The sequence below is a fragment of the Rhizobium sp. BK176 genome (assembly GCF_024808055.1).
This window is the reverse complement of record NZ_JANUBV010000010.1, coordinates 197,159-214,944: the sequence shown is the minus strand read 5'-3', so window position 1 is coordinate 214,944 and position 17,786 is coordinate 197,159. Positions and strand designations below refer to the sequence as shown.

The window sequence follows — 17,786 nt, the reverse complement described above, 5'->3', positions numbered from 1 at the left end:
GGTGCAGGGGGATTGGTATGGATAGTCACAGGGGTTCAGACGAGGCCGGCGCAAAAGCCCGGCAGGGCGGGTCGAGGGAGGCCATCATCGACGCGGCCGGGCAGCTATTCCTGGAACGGGGGTTCGGTTCAGTTAGCATGGACGACCTGGCTAAGGCTTCCGGCGTAGCGCGGCGGACGCTCTACAACCAGTTCGCAACGAAGGAGGACATTTTCCGCGAGATGCTCCTCAGGGTTTCGGGAAAGCTCGAAGACGCGTTTCCGTCCGGCATCGAGCCCCACGGCGACGTCGAGCACGTGCTTCGTATCATTGCGCGCATGATTCTGGAGTTGCACAAGCAGCCGGAATACTGTGGGTTTCTTCGGATGGTGGTCGCAGACTCCCGCCAGTTTCCCTGGATTGCCGAGGAGTTCGCCGCGGTGATGGAGCCTCAGACGGAGAGGCTCGTGGAATATCTCGCCCATCAGACTGCGCAGGGCATCCTGGACTGCCGCAATCCGGTGCTTGGGGCGCACCAGTTCATGGGGATGCTGAATGAGCTTTCTCTATGGCCTTGGATGATCGGCCGTGAAAGTCTACCCTTTCCAAATGACGAGGTCGTCGAAGAAACGATCCAGATGTTTCTGCAACGATACCGGCGTCCGCTATCGAAGGCACGCGCCAGCCGTGGCGCTAGGTAGCGAGTTCGACTGCCGCGGTGCACGCCTGTTCGTTTCACGAGAGGGGCGTGGTGGTTCGCGGCTGCGTTGAATATGTGGGTATTGTCAGGTGTGGACGCCCTCCACAGCGGCTCCGGTGTTTGACGTCGACAAGATTCGACGCTGCAATTGGAAGTTCGACACTGGTCCGACCTTCGATTTTCATGACCGAGCGTCGCACCCACAAAGACGCTGCGTTCTGCGCGAACTCCGCCGTGTCCAGTCAGCCTATGCCGACGCCATCGACTGGCAGTGATCGGACCTTCGAACCGACGATCATTTTGAGATCCAGACCGGACTCGCGGCGTTTATCGCTTCCAGCGTGGCAAAGTGAAGGATTCAGGCGTCTGCGGCGCCCAAAGCATGCGGCTTATGACCAACTTACGTCGATGGTGTTCGCGTGGCCGCATCGGAGCGTCTTTGGCGAGCGTCGGCATGGAATGCAGCATCATCGTTCGTGATGTTCCCGGCCGATCTTACCGGCACTCCGTCCCAAAATCGAGCGACCTCCGACGTTGCCTGTAATGTAGTCCCACCTCAATTAGCCTTCAGAATGGCCGAATTTTCCTCTCTTAAGTGGCACTGCGCTTTGATCAGCCTTGTATTGCACTGCACCGTGCAGTATATAAATTCTGCACTGCGTAGTGCAACAAGAGAGAGATTCGCATGAGAGTTTGCAATGGTTCAGATAGGACCGTCCTTGACGACGGTCGCCAAGCGGTCGGCTTGGGTCTTGGGTTTTCTGGCGAATTCCTGCCGCGTTGGCCGACGCTGGCGAACGTGGTTCTCGGGCACACCGTTCAAGGAGGTTCGCTCGGTTTTTTTGTGGGATTTGCCGGGCTGCCGGCAGTGCGAGCAGAGGAGGCTGTTCCGCCGTCCAATACGAAGCTGAAGCGGCTGCTGGCGGAGACCATGCTCGACAATGCTGCTTTGAATGAACCTTCAACCACTTCCTCCGCCCAAGACAGGGATAAGTTATCAAGAAAGGTAGAGCAGTGATTGCGCTTAGATTGGCCTCCTCGCTCATCGCAATCGTCACAATTACAGGCTTTGCCCTTCTCGAGCGCATCGAAGCGAACCGCGGCGTCACAACTCTCCGCGTGTTTTGAACGGATGGGGCGCTTGCGGCCGCGCTGGTCTTGCCCTCCAGCCGATCGGGTTCGCGGCCTCACTTGCGCTGAGCCCGCCTACAAGAACTGCCCATCGGGATGCATGTAGCGCCGACCCGTTCCAAGCGCCATTGGCGGCCAGCCGCTACGCGGAGACTACTCGTCGTTCGCTTCCAATCGCTGTTGCATAGCGCGCGTCAGGACCTCGAACATAGCCGCAGTCGACCATCCGAAAAGCAGGACTCCGTTCATTGCAGTTATCGGGCCAAGCAGGCGCCAGCCCTCGACGGGCAGCACGTCGCCGTAGCCGAGCGTCGTGTAGTTGACGAACGCGAAGTAGAGGTCGTCGGCACCGGGCGGTGCGACGTCAAACAAGGCATACGTCGCCGCCCACAACGTCACCTCCGCGGCATGCGCGATCATGAGAACAGAGACCGTAGCGATCATGACGCCGGCGAGCCACACCTGGGGAAGCTGATGCCGCCATCTGAGCGCGCGATCCACGGTCGCCACCAAGGGCATCATGATGACTGCATGAATGGCGATGTTGCCAAGGCTGACAATGCCGGCCAAAAGGAACTGCGTCAGTACCATCTCATCTACCTCAACGAGTCCCGGACTTTTTTAGTGGAGGAGCTTCACTCGCTCGTCTCAATCTGGCCTGGAGGGCGCCCTGCCGTTACCGCACAGCGTCAGGACGCAGGTCCGGGAGACATTCGAAAACACACCTAGCCGCCGTTCCTACAATGGGGTGTGCCAGGTGACCTCCTCCGTCGTCCGATCATTGAACAGGCGGCCACTGCGCCGCCAATTCCATTCTGCAGACCTCGCCGAAGTCAGAAAGAAAGTTCATCGCGCCGGAACGCGCGAGATCGGCGATCTCGTGAAGCGATAGATTCGGTGCAAGGTAGGCTTCGATGATATGGTCCATCGTGCGTTCGGCTGCATCCACAATCGGCCGAGAGCAGATCAGGCGCATCTGGGCGACCAACGCATACAGGAGCACCAGGTCGGACACGTCGTCCTTCTGGTGGCTTAGCGCATCTCCGTAAAGCCTCGTCGCCTCGCCAATGAAATCTGAAAAGAGCTTCTCTCGCTTGGCGATCTCCACCTCGCGATACCTTTCCCTCACCTGCGACCGCTGCGTGATCCAGGTGGTGGCGAACGAGGCGAGACTGCCCATCGCCACGCCGGCGAGCCCCATCAGGGCGGAGATATACGCGTTCAAAACCCTCTCCTGCGAAAACGAGCTAGCGCACCGCACGTGGCGGCTATGACAAGTATCGAGCGCTTGGCGGGCACGGCCGAAACTGGCCGCCACCGCCAAGCCGTGCGACAGCGGCCAGCCTGCATTCGACGGCACCGACAATGGTGCCTTCGGTGGGCAGGCAATCGACCTTACTGCATGAACCAGCCATGGCTCACGACCAGCGATTGACCGGTCACGGCGTTCGACCTGGCCGCCGCAAAATAGAGAACGGCGTCCGCCACGTCGTCGGTGCTGGTGAACTCGCCGTCGACGGTGTCCTTGAGCATCACCGTCCTGACCACCTGCTCCTCGCTGAGGCCGAGTTCCCGAGCCTGCTCGGGGATCTGCTTGTCGACGAGCGGCGTGCGCACGAATCCTGGGCAGACTACGTTGGCCGTGACGTTGTGCTCGGCCCCCTCCTTCGCCAAGACCTTGGCCAGACCGATCAGTCCGTGCTTTGCGGTGACGTAGGGCGCCTTCAGCTTCGAGGCTTCCTTGGAATGCACGGAGCCCATGTAGATCACCCGCCCGTAATTGGCGGCATACATGTGTCTGAGGCAGGCGCGAGTGGTCAGGAAAGCGCCGTCGAGATGGATCGAAAGCAGCTTTCGCCAGTCGGCAAACGGAAAGTCGACCAGAGGCTTGACGATCTGGATGCCGGCGTTGCTGACCAGCACATCGATCCTGCCGAACGTGGCGACAACCTCGCCGACGGCCTTTTCCACCTGCGCCTCGTCGGCGACGTTCATCGTCACGGCGAAGGCGTCACCGCCCTTCTCCTTGATCTCGGCGGCCGCCGCATTCGCGGCGTCGAGATTGAGGTCGGCGATCACGGGAATGCCGCCTTCGGCCGCGAAGCGGAGCGCGATCTCCTTGCCGATGCCGCTCGCGGCGCCGGTGACAATCGCCACTCTTCCATCAAATCGAGACATGGGTAGTTCCTTTCAATTGCAGGAGATCAGTCGTTTTGCAGGTAGTCGAACACGACCTCGCCGAGACCGAGCGTCAGGTCGGCGATATAGTGGCTGGCCGAGGTGACCTCGCGCACCGGTAGCCGCGCGACGTCACACATCGCATGCTCGAACAGTTGCAGGGCGGCAGGACCGGCCCATGCGCCCTTCAGCGTCACGTCCTCGAGATGGTAACGCACGAGTTCGCAAATCCGGGGCGAACCGTCGACATTTGGGATGATCTTCAACATGAAGGCGGGCCTCGCCATCGCCTTGGCCAGCGGCTCGAGGGGGAGCTCGCGATGCTTGTACCCCATGGTCGCCGTTACGCACAAAACCGAGCCGTAGTGGAGCGTCCCGACCAGCGTCTCCTGTTCGTGCGTAAGCTTCGGCGTCGCCAGTTTCTTCGGAAAACCCCAGATCTCGCGGCCGCCGGCGATCGGCGAGTTGTCATCCAGATACATGGCATGCACGTAGCTGCCTTCCTGCACCCTGCCCGACGGCGTCGTGAAGCGCACCGGAATCACCTGACCGGTTTCGGTATAGTCGCCGAACCCCGTTGAATCCGGCATGCGGATGAACTCGTAGGCAACAGTGTCGCCGATCACGTCCAGCGGCTCCGGCACGACGGCGCGCAGGGCTTCCGGATCGGTGCGGTAGTTGATGACGACGAACTCCCGATTATAGAACTTATAGGGCGGCCGGGGATAGGCCGGATTGTTGAGCGGCATCGCGAAGGCGTTCTCGCGGACTGCGGCGATCTTCATGGTCGTGCTCTTCTCTCTGGTGAGTTGTCAGTCGAAGTCGAAAATGGCCACGCCGTCGGGCGTGGCGGGCCGCTGCAGCACCTCGGGGTGGCGCAGTGTACGGAGGGCGTCGTTGTAGCCGGAGGCCCAGTGCTCCTCCATGGTCAGGCGCGAGAACTCGTAGTCCTTGGAGCTGGCTTCGTAGTTCTTCGCGCGGTACACGAGTTGGACGATGTTGTAGACCTTCTCGTCCGCCTGCTCGAGGAGAAGCTTGATCTCGGGATCGGCTTGCATCAGAGCGTCCTGGGGAACGAGTTCCACGAGATGGCCGAGAGCGCGGCGCAGCCGCTGCTGCGACTTGAAATGATCGGTCGCAGCGCGCGTGCGGCTCGAGAAGCGGATATCCTTCTGCCGTAGTTCGATACCGAGGAGGTCGCGCGGGAACTCACCCCGCGCGCTCCATAGGTCGACCTGAAAGGCCAGCGTGTCCTCGCGCGGCGAGTTGTCGAGGACCCACTGCAGCGGCGTGTTGGATATGAGGCCGCCGTCCCAGTAATACTCGCCATCGATCCTTGTCGCCGGGAAGCCAGGCGGCAGGGAGCCGCTCGCCATGACGTGTTCGGGACGGATGGTGTGGGTCGTGGTGTCGAAATATTCGAAGTTGCCGGTGCGCACGTTGACCGCACCGGCGCTAAACCGCATGGCGCCCGAGTTGATCCGGTCGAAATCCACCAGCCGCTCCAGCGTCGCCTTGAGCGGTGCGACATCATAGAAGCTCTCTGCTTCGATGCTGCCGGCGGATGAAAAGAAAGGCGGCACCGGACGGGGCGTGAAGAAGCCCGCCGCGCCGTCCATCAAGGTTGCGAAGGCGTGTGCCTGATTGAGCAGACCGCGCTCGGCGTCACCCTTGAATCCCATCATGCCAAGCATTGCTGAAAACAGAGTGGGAAGCCCTGGAGCCGGGGCCGTTACCGTCTCCCAGAAGCTTCGGAGCGCCTCCACTCGCTTTTCGGGCGGATTGCCCGCGATCAGTGCGCTGTTGATGCCGCCGATCGAGATGCCGGCGACCCAGTCCGGATGGAGACCGGCTTCGGCCAGGGCTTGATAGACGCCGGCCTGGTACGAACCCAGCGCCCCTCCGCCTTGCAGCAACAGAGCGATGCGCTCGAACGGGGGGCGCTCCTTTGTGCGGTGCGTCTTATGTCCGGCGGAATGTTGGAAGTCCATGCAGTTTCACCTCTGTTGCGGGGTCCCGCCGCGAGCGGTCGAGCGGGGCGGCAGTCGATGTTGACGCCGCCCACTTAAAGTTAAGAGTGGACAATGTCAACATCTCTGATGCAAAATGTTGACATGAGCAACTTGACAGGCTAAGTGACGAGCATGACCGAGGTAATCTCCACCAAAGACAACCGGCCTTACCACCACGGCGACCTTCACAGGGCGATCGTGGAGGCTGCACTCGAAGTCCTTAGCGAGTCTCAAAGCACGGAGTTTTCGCTCCGTGAGCTCGCTCGCCGCGCGGGCGTCAGTCACAACGCCCCGTACAAACACTTCGCCGACAAGCGCGAACTGCTCGCGGCCGTATCGGCGGTGGGGTTCGAACTTCTGGCGATGCGCATGGCCGAAGCGACGAAGGAGCTCGACAGCCCGCGCATGAGGCTGGCGGCCATGGCCCGTGCGTACGTCTGCGGCGGCATCAACAATCCGGCCCTCTATAGATTGATGTTTGGCGGATACCTGGCCGGTCAGGATGCCGGACGTCCCGTGATCGAAAGGACTGCCGCTCACAACATGAAAGCCTTGATCGTCGATGCGATTACCGGGGGCGCCCTTGGGCGCCCTATTTCGAACACCGAATCCAATACCCGCACGATCGATGGGGCAATTCTGGTTTTTTGGTCTCAGATGCACGGTCTCACATTGCTGCTGGTAGACCGCCTCGTCGGCCCCAGCGACAAGCTGGAGGGGCTGACCGAGAACGTCCTGCAGGGAATGCTTGACGGACTGGTGAACAGCATCCCCGCAGTGCCGGAAGGCGTTTGGGTTGGGCCTCCGCTAGCGGGGTAGAGCTACGTGGCCGCGATCGTCCCGGCGCCCTAGGCCGCCGCGCCGATGAGGGCCGCCCGCGGGGTCTCTGCGTCGCCGGATGGAAGATACGACTTGCGATCGCCGCCTTCGCCCTCATTGCAGCGATTTCTTCGGCAAGCAGATCCACGGCAATTTGCTGGACCACGGCCTCAGTCGATCCTGCACCTCAAGACGGTCCAGCACGTACCAGGTTATCGCGTCCTTCAGCATCTCTTCGATGGCTAGATCGTTTTGGTTCGACGTACCGCCCATGTTGCACTCCTCTTCGGCCGTTGAAATCCATCGGCAGATTCGAGGCTATCTCCAGGGGTTGTCTCGGCCCATGATACTTCAAGGTGAGATTGATGTACCTTCGTCAAGTTCATCTACTCTTTGGTCTAGCCGTACCCATCGTGCCGCCCGACAATTTCACGCAATGACCGTCGGCCAGGCGCCGAAACCGACACCAAGGGCTTTGCGGTCGTTGCCCAGGAAGTGCGCGAGCTTGCGCAGCGCTCAGCAAATGCAGCGAAGGAAATCAAGACCCTGATCACGTCATCTGGGGAGCCAGTGAAAGCCGGCGTAACACTTGTTGGCAATACAGGCGCTGCACTCGCGGCTATTGTTGGTGAGGTCAAGGAAATCAACCAGCACATTCTCTCGCGAGCAGTCAACGGCGCTTCAGGAGATAAATACTGCCGTCAATACCATGGACCAGGGAACGCAACGGAATGCGGCCATGGTGGAAGAGACGACAGCGGCGAGCCATGCGCTTGTTTCCGAAGTGGGGCGGATCGCGAAAATGCTGGGCGAATTCAACAGCGGCGAGCCGAGCTCCAGGCCTCAGCCTGAACCGGCAAGATCATTGGCAGCGAAGACCCAGAACATGGCGGTTCGCGGAATGCAGGCCAAAGTCGCTAACAAGTTTGCATCGCTTGGAAGCGTCGCGGTTGCACGGGACCGTTGGGAGGAGTTCTGATCCGGCCCCCAATAGACTGCGCCTTCGGGGGAGCTCACCCTTTGGATGAATCCAGAGGCCCTGGTGGGTTGCGCTGCGGGTGCGATAGCATCGGAGGTTTTGCGCCTCGATTCGTCAAATGTGTCAGGAAATGCGATGCCCCCGCGCCGACAAGCACAAGACGGTAAGAAAAGGCTCGATGAGTACTCGGTCGAAAAAGGTTCTGCGGCTACAAGCAGATCCGGCCCCGGCGTATGGCAAAAGACACGATGCAGCAGCTCGTCCGTACGCATTCCGCAGATGACGGTGCAGCACCATACCGATGGCACGCTCACGGACAGGTGAAAACTTGTTCGTTGTCTTGCTCATATTGAGCGGCAAACCCGGTGCGGTTCATACCGCCCGTCACATTATCAACTGTAAACCTTCTGCGCACCAGCCTCGTGCGAAATAGCCAAATTCTGAGCGGCCAGAACGACTTCGAGCCTGCTTCGAGCATCCAGCTTCCCCATCAGAACGGTCATATAATGCTTCACCGTCTTTTCGCTGATGTCGAGCGAGATCGCAATCTCCCGATTGGTGCTGCCGCGCACCAGGTAGTCAACGATCTGTTCTTCGCGGGCGCTTAACCGGAGATGCACCTGCGTCTTTCGACGTAACGACTCGACGGTGGGCGAAGTAATACGCCGCCTCGCTAACCTTGACTCTTTGGCCGCGGCCGCATTCGATGTTGCCAGCCACAGGCCACCGACGCCAGCTCGTAAGGCCGGGAACTGAGTTCCTCCCGCAGATCATCGATCAGGTAGATCGATGCTGCACTCCTTGCCCATCACGCGCGCGAGCGTCTCCCGACTGACCGGTTCAGCTGAGGCAAAAGATCACCGCCTCGACCCGCAACAGCCACTCCCGCCAGCGCAGTTCCGCTGGCAGATCTTCCAGTCTCGATCATAGAGGCGCTCGCCTCCCGGACCTTCGTCGGCCGGAGGGCTAGTGGATCGTGATGGCAGTCGAGGACGTGACAAGCGTTGCCGCGAGGCCCGGGTATCGCTCGATCAGAATGGAAGCCAGCTCTTCCTGCGTTCGGTGGCCCTGGTTGAAAAGGTCAATCGCTGCACCACAGAGTGTCTCCGAGGCCCGCAAGTCGGGTGCCGCTTGAAAATGCTTGTACCAAGTCTGAACGGAACGTGAGAGCAATGCCATTTCTGCGTCAAGGATCGGTCTGAAAATCATGCCCGCCTCCCGGTTCTAAGAAACAGGGCGGATAGTAGTGACCCAACATCAAAGGTCAATGCGTATATTAGAAATCAATAAATGATATGATACGGTATCATACATTTGTCGTTTCAAAATGTCGAACTTCTGCAGTCTAGACAAGGAGTTCACGTCAATCGTCGAAATTTTGCGTGCGACCTAAAACCGCAAGGAGGCGACGTGTTGGATCGGCACGGCGCCATGCCTTCGCGCCGAAATCATTGAAAAAACTATAAGTCGATCTGCGTCGCTGCCCGGCCGGTGACGTCATTCATGTAAATGGCGTAAAAAAGATGCGGGGAAGCATGAGATGGCGGGACGGCATCTGGCTTCAGAGAACCTACCTCCCACCAATCCCTGTGCTTCTGGAGCAGCGACCAGGCGTGCAATCTCTCTTCGTGCCAGGTGTCGTTGTCCGGCAATTCCTGGAATTTGCCGTCGAGGATCACGCTTCTCCAGCTGCCCTTTAATTGCCGTTCCTCGACTTGCAGACAAACTCGCGGGTTTTCGCGCATCCACTCGACCTTGCGCCCCGGCATCGAAAAGCTGTAGGCGACCTTGGCATCGAAAACGAAGTACACTGGCACAATATAAGGCTGTCCCTCGTTGCAACATGCCAGGTGGCCATAGTGCCCGGCATTCAGCATCTCCACACATTCATGATGCGTCATAGTCCTGATTGCCATTGTCATTGTCTTCACCCCTATCTTCCAGGGCGATCCTCGGCGGATCGCTGCAGATGAAACTCCTGTCGGGTAAGATCGCCGCCCGGCCGGTCGAAAAGAACGCTGAAGATCGTTGCAATCATTACCGCGATGACCAGCAGCAAGGCCTGTTCGAACACCATCCAGCGGAACCATCTGTAGCGGTGCTCGGTACGCATCCTCTGCTCCTGGGCGGCGACAATTTGATCATTGCGGCGGGTTCTCAGCACGCGACAGATAGGATCCGACGGATTTGCCTTTGATGCATTGCGCTTGATCAAACATCGGAGACTTGGCACTCCATGCGAATGCTGAAAAGAGTGGTGAACGCGGCCCGAGAGGAGACGACGACGACAGAAAGCTGGATGACGGCATATCGGAATAACCGAAACAACAGTCTCCTAGTTTGATGGGGATCAAAGCAGCGCGCCGCTTGGCGTGCTTTGATAGCATTGCTCAATGTCGAGCAAGACAACGAGATCCAGTCGGGATCTGCTTGACAAACAGGAGATGGCCATGCCCGACACATTCCCCGTGAAGACCGAACAGAAAACCACGACGCCAGCTCAGAGCGGGATCTGGCCACCTTTCGAATCACTTCGTTCGGAAATCGACCGACTGTTCGAGGATTTCGGACCGTCTTGGCGCGCCGCACGGCGCCCGATGCTCCCCCGCGGCTTCGGGACCCAGAATGGCTTGGTCATGTCGCCTGCTGTCGATGTGGTGGAAAAGAACGATGCATTTGAAATTACCGCAGAGGTTCCGGGGCTCGATGAAAAGAACATCGAAGTGAAGCTCGCGAACGGCATATTGACCATACGGGGCGAGAAGAGCGAAGAGACAGAAGAAAAAGACAAGGCCTATCATGTTTCCGAGCGCCACTATGGCGCCTTTCAGCGCTCGTTTCAGCTTCCCGACTATGTCGATGTCGACGCCGTGAACGCGTCTTTTGCAAAAGGCGTCCTGAAAGTGGTCCTTCCAAAAACGTCCAACGCCAAAAAGAATGATCGGAAGATAGAGATTACAGCGGGATAGACGTCGGGGAACCTGACGGCCTAACCTAGTCTGAAAGACGCGCCGCAGCGTCGAACGACTGCGATCGCGTGGGTCACGTTCAGGACCTTACTCAGCCCCGCCCAGTTCGGGGCTTTTTTCGCGGAACACACGCTCCTCGAACGTGGTCTGTACGGCGGTCGCGATGCCGGAAACCTCCTTCTCTAAAATTGCCGCTCACTTTGATTGAACGCAATGTAGACCGGATCAGGAGTTCTATTCTGACCGTGCGGTTAATGCGCCGGTCGGAGGGCAAAATGGGCGGGATTGGTTGGCGGGATCCGATCATGGTGACACTCGGAACCGTGATATTCGCGAGCCCGTGGGTCTTGCCGTCAAGTTTCGGGGATCCGTTGGCTGGCGATGCAACAGCGTGGGCACTCGTCCTCACGGGCGCAGTGACGACGGGAACGGCAGTCGTCGGCATCGTGCTTCCGGAAAGATGGGAGGCCTTGATCGAATTCGCACTCGGCGGCTGGGTCATAATCTTGCCGTGGGTCATGCTCCCGCTTCACGAGTCGACCGCAGTCACCTGGGCGGCCGTCATCATCGGCAGTATCATCATCGTCATTTCCGCCTTCCCGGCATTCGCAGAGGCGGAACCCAAGCGGAGGAGTGAAATGGTCATGATCAATCATGGATCACGTACGACAGAAGCCCTGCTTTCAGCAGCGGGATGGCTATCAAAAGGAGATGACAGAGTGGGTGTTAGGGTGCTTCCGAAGTCAGACTGGTCGGCCTACTTTTCGGAACTTCATAAAGAGGTCGAAGGAAAAGAAATCAAGATTGAAGTAATCGGCGAAACGCTTGGCGATCAGGTGCTTATAAGATCTTCAACGCTAATCGGAGCAACGTACGAGCCAAAGGAGGATGCTCTCGAAATCTCGGTCAAAGGCATGACCCATGTTGTCGACCGTCCGCAGAAGATCTCCGTACTCGACGAAAATGGAACGGTATGCGCGATCGACGTGATTGATATCGGGGCCAGGCACCAGCTCATGACATTTGCGTAGTCGTGGGCGCGGTTTTTCACATCCTGCCGGGGATGCGTAAAACAGGCGGCCCAATCCGCACGATTGCCAGCGGCTCAATTCTCAAGGGCATCTCGAAGAGCGGGAGATGCGATCCGATAAGATTGACGCGATGCCGCGGAAGCTCTCGGGCTCCATCAAAGATGGGACGTGGCCACCAGGCGTTTTTGGTCCTGTTGCCCGTTCTTCTTTTTGCCGTGGGAATTCTGCCCCTCGAGGTTCAGCGCCGGATCGGCAATGGCCAACGCAGGGAACTGGCCTCAATACAATCCTGTACCTCGTACTGGCCTATCTGGCGCTCGCGCCCACCGAAGGCGGGATCAAGCTTGTCCTGAATGTTTATCGTCGCTGGATCGGTGAGGTGGCGATCCGTTGGCTTCGAATGGTGGTCATCGAGCAAGGGAGAACAACCCCGAGGATCCGGCGACCCTGGCCGAAGGCGTCGAAATGTCGATTGTGCTTGCCGAAGCCGAACCGGTCGGTGGATATGTGGGAACCGGCATTTCAGAACCTATCCTGAAGGCAGGCATTCTCCTTGCGGTTGGCGGATCGCGGGCCTCAACAAGGTTCCGATCCCTGGCGCGCTTTTGATTGGTATCGCGATGCGGGTCGCCCAGGTGAAATACAGATTGATCCCGATGCGAGCGCTCTTGGTCCAAAGCCAACTAAGCGCCGCTCAGGACTAAAGCCGGAGCAAACGCCGACAAAGGGCAACAGGAAAACGAGGACGCTTCACTCAGGCTAGACGATCGTTCGCGCGGCAATATCATCCAGCGTCGCATCAGTCTGATCGCGGATGCTTTGTGCAGCCTGCGACGTCATGGTCGAGGCGATCATGAGAATGTCGCTCGCTTCAGTCGCGAAATCGATTTTTGCTACCCGGACAAAATCGCCGATGACATCAAGGGCATCGTTGTACTCCGCGCTGTCAGCTAGGGCGCCAATCAATTTTGCCTGCTGCTGCGAACGTCGAAAGAAAAAATCGATGGCCGCCATCTGCGCCTGGAAGGTCGCATTCAGCACCTGATACTGAAAATCGACGCCCGCCCCCAGGATTTTCTCTGCGGCGGTAACGCCCGGAAGGTTCGGACGCATGGAGAAGCCAAGATCGTTGTTCGGAGTCATATCTTCTTCCTTCGCTGTTAGGCGTCTATTCAGTCAGTGTTAAACGAGTACGGGGATCTGTGGACGAGAGAGAACCTTGTTCGTAAGACTGCCGAGCAGAAGTCCGGCCACCCCTCCGCGGCCGTGCGATCCCATTGCGATCAGGTCACATCCGTTGACCAGGGCCGTTTTGACTATGGCTTCATGCACCTGATCGCTTCGCTCCTTGACCGTGTAGCTTGCTATCCCCTGATCCCGTGCCCGCCGTTCGGCCGCGGCCAGGAACGTGACCGCTTGATGATCTGACGATGGTTCATAGTCCTCTCGGTTCGCGGTCAGCTTGTCGGTGTCTAGCGTGAAAATCCGAAAAGGCTCGACCACGTGGACGAAAACGACTGACGCGTTTGCGTCTCTGGCAAAGGACACCGCGTTCTGGGCGGCCTGGTCCGCTAGCTTTGAACCGTCCGTCGGCACAAGAGTTTTTGTAAACATGAGGCACATCCTTCCGCCACCAAAGTAACGACACGGTGGCAACGATCCTTGATCCTCATCAATCTGGTAGAAGCTTGGCGTCGTTGGTCATCCTGGGTGATGCTTTCACGGCCACTCCACGCATGCGAGACGTCACTCCCTTGATCTCAGTCCATGCATGTGTCGCAGAAACGAGGAGTGTATCGACTGGCGTGCTTCCGCGCAAAAGTAGGGCGCAGAATTCCTTGCAGAGAGTTCGGGTCAGGAGAGGCAAAAGATGCTGGTCGAAACCGAAATGACGTCGTGCCGTGAAAGCGTCCTGCACGGGCTTGGAGGCTGCAAAGTCATGCTTGCCAATCGGATCATCCGAGCTCTCCAAGCAGGACTAATGTACGATATCGTACCCACTTAGTCCGGGCCTTTACGAAGTCCTTAAAACGCAGTCAAGTCAGGTGATCACTGGTATCTCGGTGGCGACCAGGCTGACTCGGAATATGGGCAGATTCACATGAACAGTGTCCAACACGGGTGGTTGCTTCTTCAAGTGAAGTGTCCCTCACTTCGATCGGTGCCCAAGGCGCGCAGCGACATCCGCGAACTCTGCGAGGACTACAGCCTCCTCATCCGCCACATTGACCTTCTTCGTCGTAACAATACTCAAGTTTCGCTGATAGCCGAGTATGAAGAGCTTGCTCGCTTCGTTGAGGACGATGTCGCCAAGCATCTCGGAATAGCCGACAAATGCGCGCCAAACAGTACCTGGCCGCAATTTCTCGTTCTTTCCCGAGTATCGGCCGCGGCTATGTGGGTGCGCAAGCTCCGATTTGCTTCGAAGGAACCCGCGACCTCCAACAAGATCCAAAAGGAGCGACGCAGGATTGACCGCTGACCTGGTTCCCAAGCCTTTCGGACAGCGGATGCGTGTGGTGGCGGTCGGCTCGGAGCAAGCCGCGCGCCAGGCGATTGTGTGGCTGCACTGAAATAGCAAACGCAGCGGGGAGCCCGTGTTGGCTCAACCCGCCGCGCGCACCACCGTCGCTGGAAGAGGGCAGCGCCGGGTGATACCGATGTTTGGTGAGTTGCCGGCCCAAACTCGCGCGGACTAGCGCAGACCTAGACGTGGTGATGCTGGCGGGCGATTTCCAGAGGCGCATCGAACCAACGTGGGCGGACAAGCACATAGCCGAAGGCAAAGTTCACGGTCGCCGACTAGAATTTTGGGTCGAATGATTTATTTGATTGCCAGCTAATATTCGCTTCGGTAGCGTCTTCGTCGGGAGGACCACCATGCAACACATTGATTCGACTGCTGCTGAGCCGATCGCAGCAATGAAAGTTTGGAGCGTCGCTGAGTTTTGCTTACTCCATCGCCTGGACGACAAGGAAGAAGCGAAGCTCCTGGCCCTGTTTGGCCAGTTCGCCTCTACCAGCGAACTCGTCCACAATGTGACGCGCCGCATGCGGTCAAGATAGGAATACGGCCCTGGCCTCTGGCAGTCAGTGGCTACTCAACATCAAGCTCGGAAACGACGAGTCGAACGCCGACATTATTGGGCCTCTGCGGTAGAGTGGCAGGACAGATGTGTGTTCGGTGCTCGCTTTCTTCGCCATTCGTCGCTGAAAGATCCGATGTGCAAGCGACCGCTGATTCCCGGCAGCAACCGACGGCGTTTGGCCAGCGAACGGTCGAAATCTTTGGCTCAGGGAGGAACGATTCGGTCAGTCGACCGAGCATCGCGCGAGCCTCCGCGTGCCGTTCAGGTTCCCATCTACTCACCAGCCGAGAACCGCTGCCGATAAAGCGTGACGATGCAATCATAGTGGTCCTTCCCGGAGGGACCCAGGGTCAATCTGTCAGGACCGATCCATTGCATCATCGACATTTCGACGAGCAAGGCCGCAGATGATCGGTCGAAGGCCATCACCGACCCCTCGCGTCGGGCCTCTAGGAGGAACCACAGGGCATTCGGCGGTAGATCCATTCCGGCGGTCAACGCAACGTTTTTCGATGGGCTTGCCGTCACGATAAAGAAATGACGCCACTATGCTCATATCGCCGCAACTCAAACTCCACGATCCAACTGGGCATAACCGCAAATTCGCGAAAACCCGTTCGCAGACCATTCGATGCTCGGCCCCGAACTCGACACCGATCATAAGGCGTAGCTTTCTCGGGGCTGTGAAAAGGAATAACGCCGTGCCGGTAATCGTGTTCAACGCAAATGCACTTTTTGCCGCCGAGTCCGCACCATCAGAGGCATTCGTTCGCCCAATGATTTGATTTGGACGGATCTGCACCTGCCTTATCCGTGTGCTCAGCAGGAATAATTGGGGCAATCCTATGCGGGCATCCAAACTGCGGAATTTCCGGAAGTGCGCTATTGGAGACAGGAACAAAGCTGTCACTGAATTGTTCGGAATTTTTCTAATTAAAGTCGGGATGAGTGCCGTGGCCACACTGACAAAGCCTGATAGGCTTGAGCTTTTTCCTTCAACGGATGCGGGTCTTTTTCACATCGTGGATGCGGGGCGCTTTGTTGGATCAATTGCTCGGGACGACCGCAATCGGACTTCCGGAAGGCCTTGGGCCTGGCGTCTTGTCGCATCCGATGGTACGACCCTCAATCTGACTGGCAGGTGCGTCGACCTCGATACTGCGCTCGCAGATGCAGAGCATGCCTACGTCACTCACCTCATCCAAATGACGAAGCACAAGAAAATTCAGAAGGTCGTCGACTCACGCTGATCGGTGCGCAGCCCTCCCCTGCCGACGTGCCGGCTTCGGCCGTCGATGTCAGGCTGTTGTTCATCGTGCTGCAGCATGGTCGCTCAATGCGGAGAGCAATCGGCGACCATGCCGTTTTCCTCATCTGTCGACAAAATTTGTTGAAACGACTCTTCTCTCCGTCCGCCGTCTCATCCTGATCGAGGAAAGCAAGCTTGCGTCGGTCGAATATCTCAGAGAAATCGCGCCATGAAATCTCCTCGGGACTTTCCTCGGGATCGCCGGTCCCGAGCAAACCTCCGTCTCTTCCTCCGTTGACGCGTGACGGTCGTCCGCTCCGTGTTTGCACCCAGTTGCGGATTTCATCGTGATTGGTGGTGGTCGTCGTTCACTCATTGGTAGGCTCGTGGCGGCTCCCTGGTTGAAACGTCGACCGAAAACCCGATCGAACATCAGCGCCCGCCGCGGAATAGCGTTTCGGCGGGCAGAGTTCCCGAACAGCACCGGCGAACCAGACGGAAGAACACCGCACGCACGAGAGCCGCCTTAAAATCCGGACTGTAAGCAGGATTATGGGATTCTATGCCGATCACATCGTTTCTTGAACCGCTCTATAGTTCCGACCACGGCGTCGGGTTGTGCTGAACCTCGTCCGACAAAGCGCTTAAGGAAGCGCCGTCGGTTAAGCTACGGCGCCAGCCAATCTCGATCTTCGTTTGGTACACCACTCTGGAGGAGCGCAGAGATGTCAACTTTGATTGCGATTGTTTATCCGACCGAAGCCAAGGCAGAGGAAGTTCGTCAGCGCTTGTTAGAAATGCAGAAGGAGTATCTCATCAAGATGGGAGACGCCGTCATCGCGACCAAGACCGACGGCGGCAAGGTCAAGCTGAGCCAGCTGGTCAATACCACGGCTGCGGGCGCCGCATCTGGTAGCTTCTGGGGCCTTCTGATCGGTGTGCTCTTCCTCAATCCACTCCTTGGAGTAGCGGTCGGTGCAGCATCCGGTGCTATTGGCGGGGCGTTGACAGATGTCGGAATCAATGACGATTTCATGAAACAGCTTTCCGCTAACCTTGACCCGGGCAACGCGGCGTTGTTCGTCCTCATCCAGGAGATGACGGAAGACAAGGTCCTAAAGCAGATATCGGCCTTCGGGGGTGTCGTTTTGAAGACCTCGCTTGATGAAACCAAGGAACATGTCTTGCGGGAGGCATTGCAGGGGGCGGCTACAGCCAGCTAGAGCCCGTCATGTTTTGACGGAGGCGTAGCCGGCGTTGAGAAGTAGTTGGCGCATTCTTCTGGCTTGTGGTGTCGGCAAGCAGCCCCAGATGTCGCCAAGTTTCCTCAATGTTTCGCACTTGGGCGCATCCAGTGCTTGATCTTGGCACACTCTCGTTGATGAAGACGAAGCCGCTTCGGATCGAAGCGCTCTGCCAGGCCTCCCAACGGGCTCTGCGCCGGGCAAATGTCGGCGCGGTCCTGCTCACTGGCGAATGGCGTTTTTTGATGGACGCCGCAGCCCGTGCGAAGGCAGCCTAGCCGTGATGCGAACTCGCCGGGACAGCACAACTGCAAAACTTGATCTGCGATGACCGACGGCGCGAGGAGTTGTGCCGCGCTCATGCATGGCGCCGCGATCAGCGGCAACAAGTCCGGCGCGGAAGGTA

The 17,786-nt window shown here is 58.3% G+C and carries 21 protein-coding genes and 2 pseudogenes; 9 read left to right on the top strand and 14 right to left on the bottom strand.

The genetic code is table 11. The annotated features are described in order from the left end of the window. Positions 1-17 precede the first annotated feature (17 nt). Complete coding sequence (locus FHT76_RS26330; RefSeq protein ID WP_259129523.1) at positions 18-680, top strand: TetR/AcrR family transcriptional regulator; 663 nt, start codon at positions 18-20, stop codon at positions 678-680. A 744-nt stretch (positions 681-1,424) separates the two neighbouring features. Then, the gene (locus FHT76_RS26325) at positions 1,425-1,697 is read left to right on the top strand and encodes a hypothetical protein (protein ID WP_259185985.1); all 273 of its coding nucleotides are present in this window, start codon (positions 1,425-1,427) and stop codon (positions 1,695-1,697) included. Positions 1,698-1,963: 266 nt separating this feature from the next. Here FHT76_RS26325 and FHT76_RS26320 read toward each other — a convergent pair whose 3' ends face one another. The 5 genes from FHT76_RS26320 to FHT76_RS26300 form a co-directional block, all read right to left on the bottom strand. After that, complete coding sequence (locus FHT76_RS26320; RefSeq protein WP_259129528.1) at positions 1,964-2,401, bottom strand: potassium channel family protein; 438 nt, start codon at positions 2,399-2,401, stop codon at positions 1,964-1,966. A gap of 187 nt (positions 2,402-2,588) precedes the next feature. Continuing rightward, a complete protein-coding gene (locus FHT76_RS26315) occupies positions 2,589-3,035 on the bottom strand; it encodes a hypothetical protein (protein WP_259129625.1) in 447 nt (148 codons plus the stop codon). Between the two features lie 170 nt (positions 3,036-3,205). Further along, the gene (locus FHT76_RS26310) at positions 3,206-3,988 is read right to left on the bottom strand and encodes a 3-hydroxybutyrate dehydrogenase (RefSeq protein WP_259129531.1); all 783 of its coding nucleotides are present in this window, start codon (positions 3,986-3,988) and stop codon (positions 3,206-3,208) included. Positions 3,989-4,014: 26 nt separating this feature from the next. Further along, positions 4,015-4,773, bottom strand: a complete 759-nt coding sequence (locus tag FHT76_RS26305) for an acetoacetate decarboxylase (protein ID WP_259129533.1) — start codon at positions 4,771-4,773, stop codon at positions 4,015-4,017. Between the two features lie 27 nt (positions 4,774-4,800). Next, positions 4,801-5,979 carry a patatin-like phospholipase family protein gene (locus FHT76_RS26300; RefSeq protein ID WP_259129536.1) on the bottom strand — a complete coding sequence of 393 codons (1,179 nt, stop codon included), beginning with the start codon at positions 5,977-5,979 and terminating at the stop codon, positions 4,801-4,803. A gap of 153 nt (positions 5,980-6,132) precedes the next feature. On the opposite strand from FHT76_RS26300, the gene FHT76_RS26295 reads away from it, so the two are divergent. Beyond that, on the top strand, positions 6,133-6,819 hold the full coding sequence (locus FHT76_RS26295) for a TetR/AcrR family transcriptional regulator (protein WP_259129537.1): 687 nt from the start codon (positions 6,133-6,135) through the stop codon (positions 6,817-6,819). A 114-nt stretch (positions 6,820-6,933) separates the two neighbouring features. On the opposite strand, the gene FHT76_RS26290 is transcribed toward FHT76_RS26295, so the two are convergent. Beyond that, complete coding sequence (locus tag FHT76_RS26290) at positions 6,934-7,092, bottom strand: hypothetical protein (RefSeq protein WP_259129541.1); 159 nt, start codon at positions 7,090-7,092, stop codon at positions 6,934-6,936. A gap of 195 nt (positions 7,093-7,287) precedes the next feature. On the opposite strand from FHT76_RS26290, the pseudogene FHT76_RS26285 reads away from it, so the two are divergent. Next, positions 7,288-7,798: pseudogene (locus FHT76_RS26285) on the top strand (methyl-accepting chemotaxis protein); the annotation flags it as partial. 392 nt (positions 7,799-8,190) lie between these two features. Here the strand turns inward: FHT76_RS26285 and FHT76_RS26280 are convergent. The 5 genes and pseudogenes from FHT76_RS26280 to FHT76_RS26260 all read right to left on the bottom strand — a co-directional run bounded on the left by FHT76_RS26280 (position 8,191) and on the right by FHT76_RS26260 (position 9,911). Next, on the bottom strand, positions 8,191-8,418 hold the full coding sequence (locus FHT76_RS26280; protein ID WP_310503133.1) for a helix-turn-helix transcriptional regulator: 228 nt from the start codon (positions 8,416-8,418) through the stop codon (positions 8,191-8,193). A 74-nt stretch (positions 8,419-8,492) separates the two neighbouring features. Further along, positions 8,493-8,784 (bottom strand): annotated as a pseudogene (locus FHT76_RS26275) (SMC-Scp complex subunit ScpB); the annotation flags it as partial. Further along, positions 8,765-9,007, bottom strand: coding sequence for a hypothetical protein (locus FHT76_RS26270; RefSeq protein ID WP_183756176.1), 243 nt, complete (start codon positions 9,005-9,007; stop codon positions 8,765-8,767). The pseudogene FHT76_RS26275 and the gene FHT76_RS26270, both read right to left, overlap by 20 nt. A 251-nt stretch (positions 9,008-9,258) precedes the next feature. After that, positions 9,259-9,720: a pyridoxamine 5'-phosphate oxidase family protein gene (locus FHT76_RS26265; RefSeq protein ID WP_259129543.1), complete on the bottom strand. Its 462-nt coding sequence runs from the start codon at positions 9,718-9,720 to the stop codon at positions 9,259-9,261. Positions 9,721-9,731: 11 nt separating this feature from the next. After that, complete coding sequence (locus tag FHT76_RS26260; protein ID WP_259129544.1) at positions 9,732-9,911, bottom strand: hypothetical protein; 180 nt, start codon at positions 9,909-9,911, stop codon at positions 9,732-9,734. Positions 9,912-10,248: 337 nt separating this feature from the next. Between FHT76_RS26260 and FHT76_RS26255 the strand changes: the two genes are divergently transcribed. Continuing rightward, positions 10,249-10,767, top strand: coding sequence for an Hsp20/alpha crystallin family protein (locus tag FHT76_RS26255; RefSeq protein WP_259129626.1), 519 nt, complete (start codon positions 10,249-10,251; stop codon positions 10,765-10,767). Between the two features lie 275 nt (positions 10,768-11,042). Further along, positions 11,043-11,798: a DUF5335 domain-containing protein gene (locus FHT76_RS26250; protein WP_259185983.1), complete on the top strand. Its 756-nt coding sequence runs from the start codon at positions 11,043-11,045 to the stop codon at positions 11,796-11,798. Between the two features lie 759 nt (positions 11,799-12,557). Here FHT76_RS26250 and FHT76_RS26245 read toward each other — a convergent pair. The 3 genes from FHT76_RS26245 to FHT76_RS26235 all read right to left on the bottom strand — a co-directional run bounded on the left by FHT76_RS26245 (position 12,558) and on the right by FHT76_RS26235 (position 14,160). After that, a complete protein-coding gene (locus FHT76_RS26245; protein ID WP_259185982.1) occupies positions 12,558-12,911 on the bottom strand; it encodes a hypothetical protein in 354 nt (117 codons plus the stop codon). 69 nt (positions 12,912-12,980) lie between these two features. Next, positions 12,981-13,412 (bottom strand): universal stress protein, encoded by a 432-nt coding sequence (locus FHT76_RS26240; protein WP_259129547.1) that lies wholly within the window; start codon positions 13,410-13,412, stop codon positions 12,981-12,983. A 535-nt stretch (positions 13,413-13,947) separates the two neighbouring features. Next, entirely contained in the window at positions 13,948-14,160 is a 213-nt protein-coding gene (locus FHT76_RS26235) for a hypothetical protein (RefSeq protein ID WP_183864666.1), read from the bottom strand. A gap of 518 nt (positions 14,161-14,678) precedes the next feature. Between FHT76_RS26235 and FHT76_RS26230 the strand changes: the two genes are divergently transcribed. The 3 genes from FHT76_RS26230 to FHT76_RS26215 all read left to right on the top strand — a co-directional run bounded on the left by FHT76_RS26230 (position 14,679) and on the right by FHT76_RS26215 (position 17,658). After that, positions 14,679-14,864 (top strand): hypothetical protein, encoded by a 186-nt coding sequence (locus FHT76_RS26230; RefSeq protein ID WP_183756169.1) that lies wholly within the window; start codon positions 14,679-14,681, stop codon positions 14,862-14,864. 1,997 nt (positions 14,865-16,861) lie between these two features. After that, positions 16,862-17,359, top strand: coding sequence for a DUF1269 domain-containing protein (locus FHT76_RS26220; RefSeq protein WP_183756167.1), 498 nt, complete (start codon positions 16,862-16,864; stop codon positions 17,357-17,359). A gap of 131 nt (positions 17,360-17,490) precedes the next feature. Further along, on the top strand, positions 17,491-17,658 hold the full coding sequence (locus FHT76_RS26215; RefSeq protein WP_183756166.1) for a hypothetical protein: 168 nt from the start codon (positions 17,491-17,493) through the stop codon (positions 17,656-17,658). Positions 17,659-17,786: the final 128 nt, after the last annotated feature.

Bases quoted from the DNA above. Each gene is read 5' to 3' on its own strand.
- FHT76_RS26330 (WP_259129523.1), top strand. From the start codon at position 18: ATGGATAGTCACAGGGGTTCAGACGAGGCCGGCGCAAAAGCCCGGCAG.
- FHT76_RS26320 (WP_259129528.1), bottom strand. From the start codon at position 2,401: ATGGTACTGACGCAGTTCCTTTTGGCCGGCATTGTCAGCCTTGGCAAC.
- FHT76_RS26310 (WP_259129531.1), bottom strand. From the start codon at position 3,988: ATGTCTCGATTTGATGGAAGAGTGGCGATTGTCACCGGCGCCGCGAGC.
- FHT76_RS26305 (WP_259129533.1), bottom strand. From the start codon at position 4,773: ATGAAGATCGCCGCAGTCCGCGAGAACGCCTTCGCGATGCCGCTCAAC.
- FHT76_RS26300 (WP_259129536.1), bottom strand. From the start codon at position 5,979: ATGGACTTCCAACATTCCGCCGGACATAAGACGCACCGCACAAAGGAG.
- FHT76_RS26295 (WP_259129537.1), top strand. From the start codon at position 6,133: ATGACCGAGGTAATCTCCACCAAAGACAACCGGCCTTACCACCACGGC.
- FHT76_RS26290 (WP_259129541.1), bottom strand. From the start codon at position 7,092: ATGGGCGGTACGTCGAACCAAAACGATCTAGCCATCGAAGAGATGCTG.
- FHT76_RS26270 (WP_183756176.1), bottom strand. From the start codon at position 9,007: ATGATTTTCAGACCGATCCTTGACGCAGAAATGGCATTGCTCTCACGT.
- FHT76_RS26265 (WP_259129543.1), bottom strand. From the start codon at position 9,720: ATGACAATGGCAATCAGGACTATGACGCATCATGAATGTGTGGAGATG.
- FHT76_RS26260 (WP_259129544.1), bottom strand. From the start codon at position 9,911: ATGCGTACCGAGCACCGCTACAGATGGTTCCGCTGGATGGTGTTCGAA.
- FHT76_RS26255 (WP_259129626.1), top strand. From the start codon at position 10,249: ATGCCCGACACATTCCCCGTGAAGACCGAACAGAAAACCACGACGCCA.
- FHT76_RS26250 (WP_259185983.1), top strand. From the start codon at position 11,043: ATGGGCGGGATTGGTTGGCGGGATCCGATCATGGTGACACTCGGAACC.
- FHT76_RS26245 (WP_259185982.1), bottom strand. From the start codon at position 12,911: ATGCGTCCGAACCTTCCGGGCGTTACCGCCGCAGAGAAAATCCTGGGG.
- FHT76_RS26240 (WP_259129547.1), bottom strand. From the start codon at position 13,412: ATGTTTACAAAAACTCTTGTGCCGACGGACGGTTCAAAGCTAGCGGAC.
- FHT76_RS26230 (WP_183756169.1), top strand. From the start codon at position 14,679: ATGCAACACATTGATTCGACTGCTGCTGAGCCGATCGCAGCAATGAAA.
- FHT76_RS26220 (WP_183756167.1), top strand. From the start codon at position 16,862: ATGTCAACTTTGATTGCGATTGTTTATCCGACCGAAGCCAAGGCAGAG.